Origin of the sequence: Streptosporangium sp. NPDC051023, from assembly GCF_040689595.1 — a bacterium.
In the GTDB taxonomy this organism is placed as follows: domain Bacteria; phylum Actinomycetota; class Actinomycetes; order Streptosporangiales; family Streptosporangiaceae; genus Streptosporangium.
In genome coordinates this window covers 83,916-97,885 of the sequence record NZ_JBFBCE010000013.1, presented here as the reverse complement: position 1 = coordinate 97,885, position 13,970 = coordinate 83,916, and the positions used below count along the sequence as shown (strand labels likewise).

Sequence of the window (13,970 nt, the reverse complement as noted above, 5' to 3'; positions counted from 1 at the left end):
CCGCTTCGGCCCGGCGGGGCCTCGCCTCCGATTCTGTCGGGGCCAGGAGGTAGAAGTCGTCTCATGGCTTTCTCCACGACCTGGCCCCAGGTCCTCGCTTGGCGGTTGAAACGGCAGTTCGTCGATCCGGTCGCGGGACCGGACGTCGTGTCCGTCGTCCGCCGCCTGACGGGGGTGCAGGCCCAGGTGGCCTCCTCCGCCGAGCTCGCCATCGCCGTGCGGCACGCCGATCCGCGCCCCGGTGAGATCGACGAGGCCCTGTGGCTCGACCGCGTCCTGGTCAAGACCTGGACGGCACGCGGCACCCTGCACCTGGTCCCCTCGGACGAGCTGCCCTCCTACGCCGCGGTCCTCGGTTCCTTCCGCAACTGGGAGAAGGGGTCGTGGCAGCGCGGCCACGGGGTCACCGCCGACGAGGTCGCGGCCATTCTCGACGCGGTCCCGAAGGCGCTCGAAAGGCGCGTGCTGACCCGCGAGGAGCTGGTCGAGGCCGTCATCGAGGTCACCGGAGACGCGCACCTGAGACAGGCGCTGACCTCGGGCTGGGGAGCGCTGCTCAAACCGCTGAGCTTCCTCGGCGAGCTCTGCTACGGCCCGCAGCGCGAGGGCCGCGTGACCTTCGTCAGCCCTCGCGACTGGGTGCCGGGCTGGCCCTCGGTGCCGCCCTCGCGGGAGGAGGGCGGCGCGCGCCTCATCAGGTCCTTCCTCGGCGCCCACGGCCCGGGAACCCCGGAGACCTTCGACACCTGGCTCTACCGGGGCGCCGCCCCCAAGGCGGTCCTGCGCGGCTGGTTCCGCGACCTCGCCCCGGAGCTGGCGGAGATCGAGGTGGACGGCCGCCCGATGGTCATGCTCGCCGAGCACCTCGACGACCTGGCGGCGACCGGGCCCGCGACCGGCGTCCACCTGCTCCCCGGCTTCGACCAATACATCCTGGGTGCTCCCCGCGACCTCGAACCGCTGCTGCCGAAGGAGGCCAGGCCCAAGGTCAGCCGGGCCGCGGGCTGGATCTCCCCGGTCGTGATCCACCAGGGGAGGGTCGCCGGAGTCTGGGAGGCCAAGAACGGCCGGATCGCCTTCGACCTCCTGGAGGAGGTCCCTCCCGCCGCCCTGGCCGGGGAAAGTGAACGGGTCAGCTCGCTTCTGCGTCGCTGAACCCACCGCGTCACGCCGCCACAGACGATGGCTGTGACCTGAGAGCACAGCGGGCCGCCCGGCGGCGTCACACGTGGATCGTCAGTGGACGGCGGCCTGTTCAAGGCGTTCGTGTCAGCGGGCGACGGGGTGCTCCAGGCGGAAGCGGACCTGGTCGCCGGGGCGCAGCTGGGCGGCGGCGGCGAGGCAGGCGGAGGTGAGGACGGCGATCACGGGATAGCCGCCCGTCGGCGGGTGGTCGGCGAGGAAGACGATCGGCTGCCCGTCGGGCGGCACCTGCACGGCCCCGGTCACCACCCCCTCGCTGGGCAGCTCCTCGCCACGGGCCCGTTCCAGGCGGGCGCCGCTGAGCCGTACGCCGACCCGGTTGCTGTCCTGGCTCACCACGTACGGCTCCGCGCACAGCCCGGCCAGCGCGCCGGGCACGAACCAGTCGTCCCTGGGCCCCGCCACGACCCCCAGGACCTCCCGCGCGGGACAGGGGGGCACGGCGTCCGTGGTGAGGGGAGGCAGGCCGCGGGTCGGCCCCACCGGCAGCACGGTGCCCGCGCGGAGCGGGGGAGGGCCGAGGCCGCAGAGTGAGTCGGTCGAGCGGCTGCCCAGCACGACGGGCGTTTCGAGACCGCCACGGACGGCGAGATAGGTCCGCAGGCCCGCCGGAGGGATCGCGACCCGCAGTTCCCCGCCGGCCGGGACCCAGAACGGCGCGTGCATCCCCTGCCGGACCGTCGTGCCGCGCACGACGAACTCCAGGGGGCAGGCGGCCCCGGTGATGGCGACCCAGGCTCCGGCGTCGAAGCGGAGCCGGGCGCCGCCGAAGGTCAGCTCGATCCCGGCGGCGTCCTCGGGGTTGCCGACGAGGCGGTTGGCCAGCCGCAGGCTGGGCGCGTCCGCGGCACCGGAGCACGGCACGCCGAGATGACCGTAGCCGGGGCGGCCGAGATCCTGGACGGTGGCGTACGGCCCCGGCGCGATGACCTCGATCATGGGGTGGAGATCGCCTCGAACCTGACCCTGGTGCCCGGTGTGAGCAGGGCGGGCGGGTCGGCGGACAGGTCCCACACCGTCACCGGGGAGCGGCCGAGCAGCCGCCAACCGCCCGGTGAGGCCGAGGGGTAGACCGCGGAGTACGGCCCCGCGATCGCCACGGCCCCGGCGGGCACCGACGTTCTCGGCGTGGTGAGCCTGGGTACGTGCAGTGCCGGATCCAGTCCCGTGAGGTAGGCGAACCCGGGGGCGAATCCCAGCCAGCCCGCGACGAGCTCCCGCCTGGTGTGCCGCTCGACCACCTCCGCGGCGGACAGCCCGGTCAGGGCGGCGACCTCGTCGAGGTCGGCGCCGTCGTAGACGACGGGGACCGTCACGGTCGCGGCGGGCGGGAGGCCTTCCCCAGAGGGGACGCGGGCCGTGTCCAGCAGCCCGGAGATCCATGGCCGAAGCTGGGACGGGTCGGTGCCCGGCGCGTTCACCAGGACGGTCTCAGGACCGGGCACGATCTCGGCCACACCGGGCGGGCGGGAGGCCCGAAGCAGGGCGTCGAGCCTGTGGGAGACCTCCAGGGAGCCGGTCTCGACCAGCAGGGCGTGCTCTCCGGCCCGGCGGATCACCGTTCCCGCCCCGCGCGAGGCCGCGGCCTCATGCGAACGCCTTCAGGGTCACCCCTGCTGCGACCAGCCCGTCGCGCACGGCCCGTGCCAGCAGCACGGCGTCGGGGGTGTCGCCGTGCACGCAGATCGAGCGGGCGTCAACCGCGACCTCCGATCCGTCGACGGCGGTCACCGTTCTGGCGGTCGCCATGCGCACGGCCCTCGCCGCGACCTCGCCGGGGTCGTGCAGCACCGCGCCGGGAGAGCGGCGGGAGACCAGGGTGCCCTCCGGGGTGTAGGCGCGGTCGGCGAAGGCCTCGGTGACGGTGGTGAGTCCCTCGCGGGCGGCGATCTCGTGGACCACGGAACCGGGCAGGCTCAGCAGCGGCAGCCGTTCGTCGTGGTCGGCGACGGCGGCCACGACCGCCTCCGCCTGTTCGGGGTCGCGGCAGATCCGGTTGTAGAGCGCGCCGTGCGGCTTGACGTAGGAGACCTGGCCGCCCATCGCCCTGGCGATGCCATCAACCGCGGACAGCTGGTAGAGGACCTCGGCGCAGAGCTCCTCGGGATCGACGTCCATCTCGCGGCGCCCGAACCCGGCCAGGTCCCGGTAGGACACCTGGGCCCCGATCAGCACCCCCCGGTCGACCGCGGCGGCACAGGTGCGGCGAATGGTCAGCGGGTCGCCCGCATGGAACCCGCAGGCGACGTTCGCGCTGGTCACCAGGTCGAGCAGGGCCGCGTCGTCTCCCAGCCGCCAGATGCCGAAGCCTTCCCCCAGGTCGGCGTTGAGATCGATCACCATGGCTCACCTACATCGGAGGCTCGTCGGGAATATCGGCGATATCGTCGAGGGCGATGGCCAGTTCCTCGGGGTCGTCCCCGATCCGCTCGGCGATCTCGATCAGCACGTGCAGCACGTCGTGCCGGTCGTGGCCCAGGTCCAGCAGTCGCTGGGCGGCCTCCCAGAGCTGCGGAGGGTCGCCCTCCCAGAGTCTGCCCGCGATCTCCTCGTGCCAGGCGAGGTGCTCGTCGTAGTCGGGCCTGTCCTGCTCGCCCGCGTGATCGATGCCCAGCAGGATCCTGCGGTCGGCCTCGTCGGAGGGGTTGAGCAGGTCGAGTTTGATCTCACCGTGCGTGCCCTGCAGGAACGGGAAGGCGAAGACCCGCCGGGCCAGCGCGGACAGGTCGCCGTCCGGCAGCAGGCGCTCCAGCAGGTCGCGGTCGAGACCGAAGGTGGTCGGGTCACGGTAGGCATCGGCGAACCTGGTTGTGGCCTCCCAGATGCCGTCGAGCGTCGCGCGCAGGCCCTGGTCGGCCAGTCCGGTACGGCGCGCGGCGAACCGCGCCCACGCCCCCAGCACATACGGCACGGCCTCCTGCTCCGCGGGGCTGAGCATGACCTTGCGCGGCAGCCAGTCGAGCAGGAACGTCTGGCACTTGGTCGGGCTGATCCGCATCGGCCTGCCGAAATCCTGGTCGCAGCCGTAGTCGATGATGTGGTCGGCGCACCTCGAGGCCGCGGAGGGGTCGGACAGGTGCTCGGCGGCGTCGGAGGAGAGAAACTCCGCGGCCAGCATCGCCCTGCGGTCACGACTGTAGGGGGCCTCGCTGTGCAGCGGGGCGGGACGCTTGCGGCCGGGCGGCAGCGCCTTGATCCGGGAGCGGGCGAAGGCGTGGTAGGCGCTGTAGCTGTCGCTGACGGGCGCGCTCGTCCTGCGGTCGCCGTACTCCGCCGTGGCCTTCATGGCCGACTCCAGCAGCGCTCTGGCCTGCTGCGGCTCGATCTCCTCGAACCTGAGCATTGGGTTGGCCGCAGCCTCGGCCCTGGCCTGGTCGAGCAGCTTGTCCACGTGGGAGGAGACCCAGGTGTCGCGGGCGATGCCGCGCATGTTGTAGTCGACGACCATGACCAGCGCGTGGCGGTCCTCGTCGCTGTCGGCGCCCCGGTAGCCGAAGGTGCACACCACGGTGTCCTGGTCGCCGTAGGCGTCGCGGGAGACGTAACAGCCGGTCGGCTTGACGACGCCGAGCCGGTTGGCCCAGCGGGGCCTGGCCACGTCCCGCTCGATGAGCGCCAGGGCCGCGCCCTCCGCCTTCGCGGCCTGGCGGGCGGTGCCGAGGTAGGCGAGCGCGATCAGCAGGGTCAGCGCGGCGGGGGATCCCGCCTTCGCGGCGTAGTCGACCAGGCCCTCGCCGAGGACCTGCTCCGCGTCCCCGCCCCGCAGGCGCCGCCCCCACCAGGCTCCGACCATGTCGGAGACCATGAGCTCGGCGTCCAGCGGGCTGCGCACGGCCAGCAGCTCCCGGGCGGCGAGCAGCATCTCGGCGAACACCTCGTCCGGAGACTGGCTCTCTCTCGGGTCTCGACGGTGCCGCCGGTTCAAGCCGCCCCCTCCGTCGGCCGTATGAGCCCGGTGCCGTGTTGATTGGCTCGCTCGCCCTGCTCGCTCACGTCCCAACCTTCTCGCGTTCCCGGGCTGAACGGTGCATGGAACACGGCCCGGTGATCTCGATGTTACCGGGGACTTCGCGGTGGCGGCGCGGAGTTGACGAGGGCGAGCAGATGCTCGCGGGCGACGCGTTCGACCACCTCGGGTGTCGCCTCGACTCCCAGGTGCTCGGCGCAGGCCCATGCGTCGGCCACGCACCGGTCCACGGTGCTGGGAGGAACGGTGCGGAACTCGGCGGCGAGATCGGCGCTCACCTGGTCGTGGAACGCCTGAGGGCCGCCGCTGAGGCCTGTGGCGAGAGCGGTCATGGGTGTCGCATTCCTCCGGTTTCCGGGAGGTACCCCCCGGACGGACGGCGGGGTCGTGCGTTCCCATTCCACAACTTATCGCGCGAGTGTCAACCCTCGGGGGGCGGGTGTCGGCCGATGTTTGCGAGGAAGAGATGCGAGGTGAGGAGTGTCTTGACTGGATTTGTCGACAGGGGAGTAAACGACTGTCCCCGAAGGGGGAGCCAAATCGGGAATGAGTCAGTAGCCTGATCTTCCCTGGACGCTTGCGGAGACGAGGTGGGCAGTTGTCGGGACGGTCCGGCTTGATCCTGCTAGGGTCCTGGCCGCAAACGTTAGAAGGCGCCGGTGGCGACCGCCCCGGTGGTTCTGGAGGGCGGTGGGAGCGACATCGGGCTCCGGCCTGCGCGTGTCCCCGGGAGCGGGCACGCCGCACGGTGCGCGGAACGGTCCCGGACCGGGCCGCTCGCGGCGCGGCGCGGTCGTCACCGGCGCCGCGGAAGAGGACGGACGCCGCGGGAGACGGTGTCACCGCCCGGCTTCGCGCCGAAGCCGGTCCGGACGACGTCCGTGCCGGAGCCGAGCGCGTTAGCGTGGACATCCCGGTTCCGTGACCGGGAAGGCCCGCTGGATGCGGTGACCGCATCATGAGCGGGGCTTCCGTCCACACCCGCCCATCGCCGATGATGTACTGCAGGATCCGGTCCCCCGGAGCTGCGCTACGCCAATTCGCAAGTTTGGAGATGTGCCTCGTGGGAGACCCTGGCACGCGACGGAGGTGCCGACCATGAGCGCCGAAACCTCCGTGCCCCGTCCCCGGAAGTCGGGTGTGGACATCTCGGACTCCGGCCTGCTGCAGGGCCTGCTGTCGCAGTCGCCGTTCGCCTTCGCGTTCTTCGATCCCGATGGCCGTTTCCAGCGTGTCGACGAGGTCTTCGCCGATGTGGTCGGCCTGTCCGCGGAGCGCCTGGTCGGCCGGACTCCCGGCGAGCTGCTCTCCGCCGATCTCACCGCGCTGGTCGAGGGGTCGGTTCGCGCCATCGCGGAAGGGGCCGAGGTCGAGGGGGACCAGCGGATCCGGGTGCGTACGGCCGGCGGGGACACCCACCATTGGTCGCTGACCTTCTCGCCGATCCACGACGACGAAGGAACGCTTCACGCGATCTGCCTGGTCGGCGTCGACATCACGGAGAGCCGCCAGGTCGAGGAGGATCTGCGACGCAGTGAGGAGCGCTACCGCTCGCTGGTCGAGGCGCAGTCCCAGCTCGTGTGGATCACGGCCCCGACGGGGGCCGTGCTCGAGGACGCCCCCCAGTGGCGCGCCATCACCGGCCAGGGGCTCGAGGAGTACCTCGCCCACGGCTGGCTGGACGCCGTGCATCCCGACGACCGTCAGCACACCGAGGAGGCGTGGCGTGAGGCCCTCCGGGGCCGGATCATGTTCGAGTGGAGCTACCGGGTCCGCACCAGGGCCAGTGGCTACCGCCATTTCGAGGTGCGCGCCGTCCCGATCATCCGGCACGGCCGGGTGGTCGAGTGGGTCGGTGCCAACACCGACGTGACCCCGCAGCGTGAGGCCGAGGAGATGCGAGGCAGGCTCACCGACCAGCTCGGCGCCGCCGCCCTGCGCACGGCACGCCTGCAGGGCGCGACGGCCATGCTCGCCGAGGCGCTCACCGTCGAGCAGGTCGTCCAGGTCATCATCGACGTCGGCCGTACGGCACTGGCGGCCGATCGGTCGGCCGTCGCTCTGCTCGACGTCGAGCGGGCCGCGCTGAAGCTGGTCAACAGCGGTGGCATCCCCGACGTGCCGGGGGCGCCGGGCGAGGAGATCCCGCTGTCGCACTCCAGCGTGATGACCATGGCGGTCAACAGCCGCCGCCCGGTCTTCGCCGAGTCACCGGACAGCCTGCGCGCCCAGCTCGTGGACGCGGGAGGTGACGAGGAGGCTATCACCGGTTTCGTCTCGCACAGCGACGAGCGGGCGTGGGTCGGCCTTCCGCTGCTGGCCGCGGGGCGCGCGCTCGGCGCGCTGCGCTTCTCCTTCACCCGTCCGCAGAAGATTTCCCAGGAGGACGGGGTTTTCCTGGAGGCGCTCGCGGGACAGTGCGCCCTCGCCGTCGAGCGGGCCACCCTCTTCGAGCGCGAGCACCGCACCGCCGAGACCCTGCAGCGCAGCCTGCTGCCCGACCGCCTGCCGGTGGTGCGCGGACTGGTGCTGGCCCAGCGCTTCCGCTCGGGAAGCCGTCACGTGCAGGTCGGCGGCGACTGGTACGACGCGTTCGTGCTGCAGGACGGGCGGGTCGCCGCGGTGGTCGGGGACGTCATGGGCAAGGGCGTGAAAGCGGCCGCGGGCATGGGCCGCATCCGCAACGCCATGCGGGCCCTCGCGCTGACCAACCCGCCGCCCGCGGCGGTTCTCACCGGCCTGGACAGGGTCTTCGAGGCGACCGAGGAGGAAGAGCAGGTCACGACCCTGGCCTACATGGTCGTCGAGCCCGGGACCGGTGAGGGGACGCTGGCGCTCGCCGGTCATCCGCCGCCCCTGCTGGTCTCTCCGCAGGGTGTTCCGCTGCTGTGCGAGGGCGAGCCGGGCACCCCGCTCGGCTGGCCGACGAGTCGCAGGCAGTTCCGGTTCTGTGTCCCGCCGGGACACACCGCGGTCCTGTATTCGGATGGTCTGGTGGAGAACCGGAAGCGTGGGCTGGATGCCGGTCTTGCCGATCTTTGCTCTGTTGTTACCGAAGCGCCGCCAGAAGTTGTCGGAAGTCCGCATATGTTGCTGGATTTCCTAGTTGACCGGATGCTGTCTGGGTATGAACAGGATGATGACGTCACGGTGCTCGCGATTCATGTTCCCCTGGCCACGAAGAGTGACTGAATGAAACAGTCATAACGGTTGCTTTCGGGTATCGGTGCCTCGCTTCCGTACGCACTACTCTCTTGGTCGGCCTAGGGTGGAGGGCAACCGCCAGGAGGCGGCCGTATGGATCACGGTGTCGTGCCACAATGCTGGACAGGTGCGTCGCGGTTCGCGCGGCCTCGTTCATCAACAACTAGAGGTTCCGCCCCTAGTGGGCACCTTGGTCCATTCTCGTCACGCTTTCCTTCGAGAGGTGTTCGTGTCGCCTGCAAGTTCGACTCGCTCGAAGCCATCCGAGCTGAACGAGCCCGTCATTCAGCAGCTGATGGAGCGGGGGCGCTCGCAGGGGTTCCTCGAGTCCGAGGATGTCCGCAAGGCCGTCGAGGAAGCGGACATTCCGATGGCGCAGGTCGCTGGAATTCTGCGCAGCCTCAGCAAAGAGGGCATCACCGTACGGCTGACTGCTGAGGACTCCGCGGCTCCCAAGAAGTCCCGGACTTCGACCAAGCGTCGTACCCCCGCCGCTCCCGCCCCGGTCAAGAAGACGAAGACCGCCGCGGCGGCCAAGGAGCAGCCGGAGACCGTCACGGCGGTCGTCAGCGGCTCTGAGCCCGCCGCCGCGGCCAAGAAGCCCGCGCCGCCGCCCAAGAAGATCGCGCCGTCCGCGAAGAAGCCGGTTCCCGCTCCGCCGCCGAGGAAGCCCGCGCCCGAGGCGGCCGCACCCGCGCCAAAGGCCGAGTCGAAGCCGGTGGTCACCGGTGACGACGACGAGGTCATCGATCTCGAGGATGTCGAGATCGAGGACTTCGATCTCGAGGCCGAGGCCGAGGTCGAGGTCGAGGTCGAGGTCGAGGTGGAGATCGAGGCCGAGGTCGAGGCCGAGGAGGAGCCGAAGGCCGGGGCCGTCGAGCAGAACGAGGACGAGGTCCTCATCCTGTCCGACGACGACGATGACGCCCCCGTGCCTCAGGTCGCCGCCGCGGGCGCGACGGCCGACCCGGTCAAGGACTACCTCAAGCAGATCGGCAAGGTTCCCCTGCTCAACGCGGAGCAGGAGGTCGAGCTGGCCAAGCGCATCGAGGCCGGTCTGTTCGCCGAGGAGCAGCTGGGGGCGGACGGTGACCGGCTTCCCGTCGACGTTCGCGCCGAGCTTGAGTGGATCGCCGAAGACGGCCGCCGGGCCAAGAACCACCTGCTCGAGGCCAACCTGCGCCTGGTGGTCTCGCTGGCCAAGCGCTACACCGGCCGCGGCATGCTCTTCCTGGACCTGATCCAGGAGGGCAACCTGGGCCTGATCCGCGCGGTCGAGAAGTTCGACTACACCAAGGGCTACAAGTTCTCCACCTACGCCACCTGGTGGATCCGGCAGGCGATCACCCGCGCCATGGCCGACCAGGCGCGGACCATCCGCATCCCGGTTCACATGGTCGAAGTGATCAACAAACTGGCCCGAGTGCAGCGGCAGATGCTGCAGGATCTCGGCCGCGAGCCCACTCCGGAGGAGCTGGCCCGCGAGCTCGACATGACCCCGGAGAAGGTCGTCGAGGTCCAGAAGTACGGCCGCGAGCCGATTTCCCTGCACACCCCGCTGGGTGAGGAGGGCGACAGCGAGTTCGGTGACCTCATCGAGGACTCCGAGGCCATCGTTCCCGCGGACGCCGTCAGCTTCACGCTCCTTCAGGAGCAGCTCCACTCCGTTCTGGACACCCTGTCCGAGCGCGAGGCGGGTGTGGTCTCGATGCGGTTCGGCCTGACCGACGGCCAGCCGAAGACGCTGGACGAGATCGGCAAGGTCTACGGGGTGACGCGCGAGCGGATCCGGCAGATCGAGTCGAAGACCATGTCCAAGCTGCGCCACCCGTCCAGGTCGCAGGTCCTGCGCGACTACCTGGACTGATTTCTCGCGGTGAGGCCCGCGCCACACGGTGTGGGCCTCATCCGCCGCTGTCCGGGAGAAACGGCGGGCACGGCCCGGACCGCTCCGAGAGGTGCGGTGGTCGCCGTCCGGAATGGCGCCGCGGTCGTCGTCCGGGGGCGCCGCCAGGGCTCTGCCTCCTCAGGCGGCGCTCGCTTCTGTCCGGATCAGGCGGTGACGTCGAGGGTCCACGGCTTCCTGCCGCCGGGAGCGGGACCGAGGGCCACGGTGTGGCCGAGGCTGTCCAGGATCTTGGCCAGCTCCTGAGGCGTTTGCGGGTCAACGTCTCCCTCGAGCAGCGCACGGGCGATCACGCCCCGGGTCGCCTTGGCCATGTGGCTGACGACCTTGCCGTCCTTGAGGACCCGCACCCCGACCGCCCGTTCCCCGGGCTGCCAGGCCGCCGCGTAGGTGCTGGAACGCAGGTCCACGACCAGGCCGGGCTCGGCGTCGAGCACCGGGGTGATCGGCTTGCGCCAGTAGGCCCCGAGCCCGCCGAGCGGCGGCAGCCGTACTCCCATCGACAGCCGGTACGGCGCAACCCTGTCGGTAATCCTCAGCAGTCCCCACAGGCCGGAGAAGATCAGCAGGCTCCGTTCGGCCCTTTCCAGGGCGTCCGGGGACAGCGACGCCAGACCGAGGTTGTCGTAGAGCACCCCGGTGTAGAGCTCGGCAGCCCTCAGCGTCGGCGCGGTCCGCAGCTCCCGGTTCTTGCCGATCTCGCCGAGTTGTCCCGGCGACAGGCCGAGCACGGCCTGCGCCTGCGGTTTCCTGGACAGCGTGACGAGTGTGCCCAGGACCTTCTTCCTGGAGGCGGTCAGGGAGGGGAAGCTCAGTTGGGACAGGTCAAGGGCGGGACCGTCGCCCAGCCCGGCCTTTCCCTCGGACGGCGGCAGCAGAATCAACACAGTCGCTGAGCGTAACGCGACGGCCGGGGCCGGAAACCTCGAGTGCCCCGGTCCCGTGGGAACGGGACCGGGGCACTCGTCAGGAATATCTGGTCGTGGTTGAGTCGGGCGCCGCAGACCAGGCCGCTCACGGGAGCGACATGGCCTGGCGGCACCGGTCCGGTGTCACCACCGGACCGGCCGGCCCTTACCGTTCGTCGTTGGTTGCCGTCGAAGGGGTGTCGCTGAGGCGTGCCGACTCGTCCTGGATGTCGGCGCCCTTGTCTCTCAGCACGGCTATGTGCTGCCGCCCGTGGTGGGCGCAGAACAATAGCTCCCCACCTACGGGCAGGGTCGCGCGGATGTAAGCCTGGGCGCCGCACCGGTCACAGCGGTCCGTGGCCGTCAGCTGCTTGGTGGGGGCGAGAGTTCCAGTCACGTATCGCCTTTCAGGTCATCCCCTTGCGGAGGATCTGGCGTCAGTCACTTGAGACAACATCTAACCGGATGCGGACCTTCCCAACCGACCCCCGGCTACGCCGAGAGCGGAAAGTGTCCGAAAGTAACGGGGATCACGCTCGAAGTAGTGCTGGGGCGCCCTGATGGGAAGCTTGTACCCGCGACAGCGGGAAGAACGGTAAGCTGCGCACACGTGTTCGAGCAGAGGTGGGAGTGGGTGTGACCGCAGTTAGCGCGGAGAAGGGCTATACGGCGCGCCATCTGTCGGTGCTTGAAGGTCTCGAAGCCGTCCGCAAACGCCCAGGCATGTACATCGGGTCGACCGACAGCCGCGGTCTCATGCACTGCCTCTGGGAGATCGTGGACAACGGGGTCGACGAGGCCCTGGCCGGATACTGCACCCGCATCGAGGTCGAGCTGTACGCCGACGGCTCGATCGAGGTCCGTGACAACGGCCGTGGCATTCCGGTGGACGTCGAGCCCAAGAGCGGCCTGGCCGGAGTCGAGCTGGTCTACACCAAGCTGCACGCCGGAGGAAAGTTCGGCGGTGGCTCCTACGGCGCCTCCGGTGGTCTGCACGGCGTCGGCGCCTCCGTGGTGAACGCGCTGTCCTCCCGACTCGACGTCGAGGTCGACCGCGACGGCCGGGTTCACGAGATCAGCTTCCGCAGGGGCGTTCCCGGCGTCTTCGACGGCGACGGGCCCACCGCCAAGTTCAAGAAGAAGTCCGGTCTGCGCGACGGTGGCCCGCTCGCCCGTGCCGTCACCGGCACCCGCGTCCGCTTCTGGGTCGACCACCAGATCTTCCTGCCGGAGGCGGAGGTCTCCCTCGACGAGATCCACGTCCGGCTGCGCCAGACGGCTTTCCTGGTCCCCGGCCTGACCCTGACCGTGCGCGACAGCCGCGGTGAGGAGGTCGCGGAGGAGGAGTTCTGCTTCGACGGTGGCATCTCGGAGTTCACCGAGTTCCTCGCCAGGGACGAGGCCCTCTGCGAGGTGCTGCGCCTGCAGGGTGTCGGCCACTTCCACGAGACCGTGCCGGTTCTCGACGACCTGGGGCACATGACGCCCACCCAGGTGCAGCGCGAGCTCACCGTGGACGTGGCACTGCGCTGGGGCAAGGGATACGACAACACCGTCAGGTCCTTCGTCAACGTGATCGCGACCCCGAAGGGCGGCACCCACGTCACCGGCCTGGAGCGGGCCCTGGTCCGCACGCTGAACGAGCTGCTCCGTGAGAGCCGCCTGCTGAAGAACGGCGACGCCCCGGTCAGCCGGGAGGACATCTTCGAGGGGCTCACCGGCGTCGTCACGGTGCGGGTGCCCGAGCCGCAGTTCGAGGGGCAGACCAAGGAGGTCCTCGGCACCTCGGCGGCCTCCAGGATCGTTGCCCACGTCGTCTCCCGAGACCTCAGGGAGATCTTCACCAACCCGCCCCGCGGCGCCAAACAGCAGCTGCGCGCGGTGTTGGAAAAGATCGTTGCGGCGGCGAAGGCCAGGATCGCGGCCCGTGAGCACCGCGACAACCAGCGGCGCAAGACCGCGCTGGAGAACTCAGCGCTCCCGGCCAAACTGGTCGACTGCCGCAGTGACGACGTCGACCGCAGCGAGTTGTTCATCGTCGAGGGAGACTCGGCGCTCGGCACCGCCCGCGCGGCCCGCGACTCGGAGTTCCAGGCGTTGCTGCCGATCCGCGGCAAGATTCTGAACGTGCAGAAGGCGTCTGTCGCCGACATGCTCAAAAACACCGAGTGCGCCGCGATCATCCAGGTCGTCGGCGCCGGTTCCGGACGCTCCTTCGACATCGAGGCCGCCCGCTACGGCAAGGTCATCCTGATGGCCGACGCCGATGTCGACGGCGCGCACATTCGCTGCCTGCTGCTCACCCTCTTCCACCGCTACATGAAGCCGATGGTCGAGGCGGGCCGGGTCTTCGCCGCGGTGCCGCCGCTGCACCGGATCGAGATCACCAACCCCGGCCGCGGTCAGGACAAGTACGTCTACTGCTACTCGGACGCCGAGCTGCACCGGGTCCTGCGTGACCTGGAGCGTCGTGGCAAGCGCTGGAAGGACCCCGTACAGCGCTACAAGGGTCTGGGCGAGATGGACGCCGATCAGCTCGCCGAAACCACCATGGAGCCGCGCCGCAGGACGCTGCGCCGGGTCAGGATCGAGGACATCCAGGAGGCGGAGCGCATCTTCGACCTCCTGATGGGCAGCGACGTGGCCCCTCGCAGGGAGTTCATCGTGGGCAGCGCGGCCGAGGTCGACCGCAGGCTCACCAGCGGGAGTTGCGGCTCCCCGGCGACTGGGAGACTATTCCCGCGGCCGAGCGCTGCCACCACCAGCACACGTGGCTCCAGGC

The 13,970-nt window shown here is 70.3% G+C and carries 11 protein-coding genes; 4 read left to right on the top strand and 7 right to left on the bottom strand.

What is annotated here, in order from left to right; genetic code table 11:
* The first annotated feature begins 63 nt into the window (after window positions 1–63).
* Entirely contained in the window at window positions 64–1,155 is a 1,092-nt protein-coding gene (locus tag AB0395_RS11405) for a winged helix DNA-binding domain-containing protein (protein ID WP_366279371.1), read from the top strand.
* A 114-nt stretch (window positions 1,156–1,269) separates the two neighbouring features.
* On the opposite strand, the gene AB0395_RS11400 is transcribed toward AB0395_RS11405, so the two are convergent.
* The 5 genes from AB0395_RS11400 to AB0395_RS11380 all read right to left on the bottom strand — a co-directional run bounded on the left by AB0395_RS11400 (window position 1,270) and on the right by AB0395_RS11380 (window position 5,502).
* Window positions 1,270–2,142 carry a biotin-dependent carboxyltransferase family protein gene (locus AB0395_RS11400; RefSeq protein WP_366279368.1) on the bottom strand — a complete coding sequence of 291 codons (873 nt, stop codon included), beginning with the start codon at window positions 2,140–2,142 and terminating at the stop codon, window positions 1,270–1,272.
* A complete protein-coding gene (locus tag AB0395_RS11395; RefSeq protein WP_366279365.1) occupies window positions 2,139–2,762 on the bottom strand; it encodes an allophanate hydrolase subunit 1 in 624 nt (207 codons plus the stop codon). The genes AB0395_RS11400 and AB0395_RS11395 overlap by 4 nt, the downstream gene beginning before the upstream one ends.
* Window positions 2,763–2,790: 28 nt before the next feature.
* Window positions 2,791–3,546 (bottom strand): 5-oxoprolinase subunit PxpA, encoded by a 756-nt coding sequence (locus AB0395_RS11390; RefSeq protein WP_366279364.1) that lies wholly within the window; start codon window positions 3,544–3,546, stop codon window positions 2,791–2,793.
* Window positions 3,547–3,553: 7 nt separating this feature from the next.
* The gene (locus AB0395_RS11385) at window positions 3,554–5,065 is read right to left on the bottom strand and encodes a hypothetical protein (protein WP_366279491.1); all 1,512 of its coding nucleotides are present in this window, start codon (window positions 5,063–5,065) and stop codon (window positions 3,554–3,556) included.
* Window positions 5,066–5,259: 194 nt separating this feature from the next.
* Window positions 5,260–5,502, bottom strand: coding sequence for a hypothetical protein (locus tag AB0395_RS11380; protein WP_366279362.1), 243 nt, complete (start codon window positions 5,500–5,502; stop codon window positions 5,260–5,262).
* Window positions 5,503–6,268: 766 nt separating this feature from the next.
* On the opposite strand from AB0395_RS11380, the gene AB0395_RS11375 reads away from it, so the two are divergent.
* Both AB0395_RS11375 and AB0395_RS11370 read left to right on the top strand, forming a co-directional pair.
* Window positions 6,269–8,362, top strand: coding sequence for a SpoIIE family protein phosphatase (locus tag AB0395_RS11375; RefSeq protein ID WP_366279360.1), 2,094 nt, complete (start codon window positions 6,269–6,271; stop codon window positions 8,360–8,362).
* 241 nt (window positions 8,363–8,603) lie between these two features.
* Entirely contained in the window at window positions 8,604–10,241 is a 1,638-nt protein-coding gene (locus AB0395_RS11370) for an RNA polymerase sigma factor (protein ID WP_366279358.1), read from the top strand.
* Between the two features lie 185 nt (window positions 10,242–10,426).
* On the opposite strand, the gene AB0395_RS11365 is transcribed toward AB0395_RS11370, so the two are convergent.
* Both AB0395_RS11365 and AB0395_RS11360 read right to left on the bottom strand, forming a co-directional pair.
* Window positions 10,427–11,167 (bottom strand): peroxide stress protein YaaA, encoded by a 741-nt coding sequence (locus AB0395_RS11365; protein WP_366279355.1) that lies wholly within the window; start codon window positions 11,165–11,167, stop codon window positions 10,427–10,429.
* Between the two features lie 187 nt (window positions 11,168–11,354).
* On the bottom strand, window positions 11,355–11,585 hold the full coding sequence (locus AB0395_RS11360; RefSeq protein WP_366279353.1) for a hypothetical protein: 231 nt from the start codon (window positions 11,583–11,585) through the stop codon (window positions 11,355–11,357).
* A gap of 239 nt (window positions 11,586–11,824) precedes the next feature.
* On the opposite strand from AB0395_RS11360, the gene AB0395_RS11355 reads away from it, so the two are divergent.
* On the top strand, window positions 11,825–13,970 hold a 2,146-nt coding region (locus tag AB0395_RS11355), incomplete at its 3' end, for a DNA topoisomerase IV subunit B (RefSeq protein WP_366279351.1).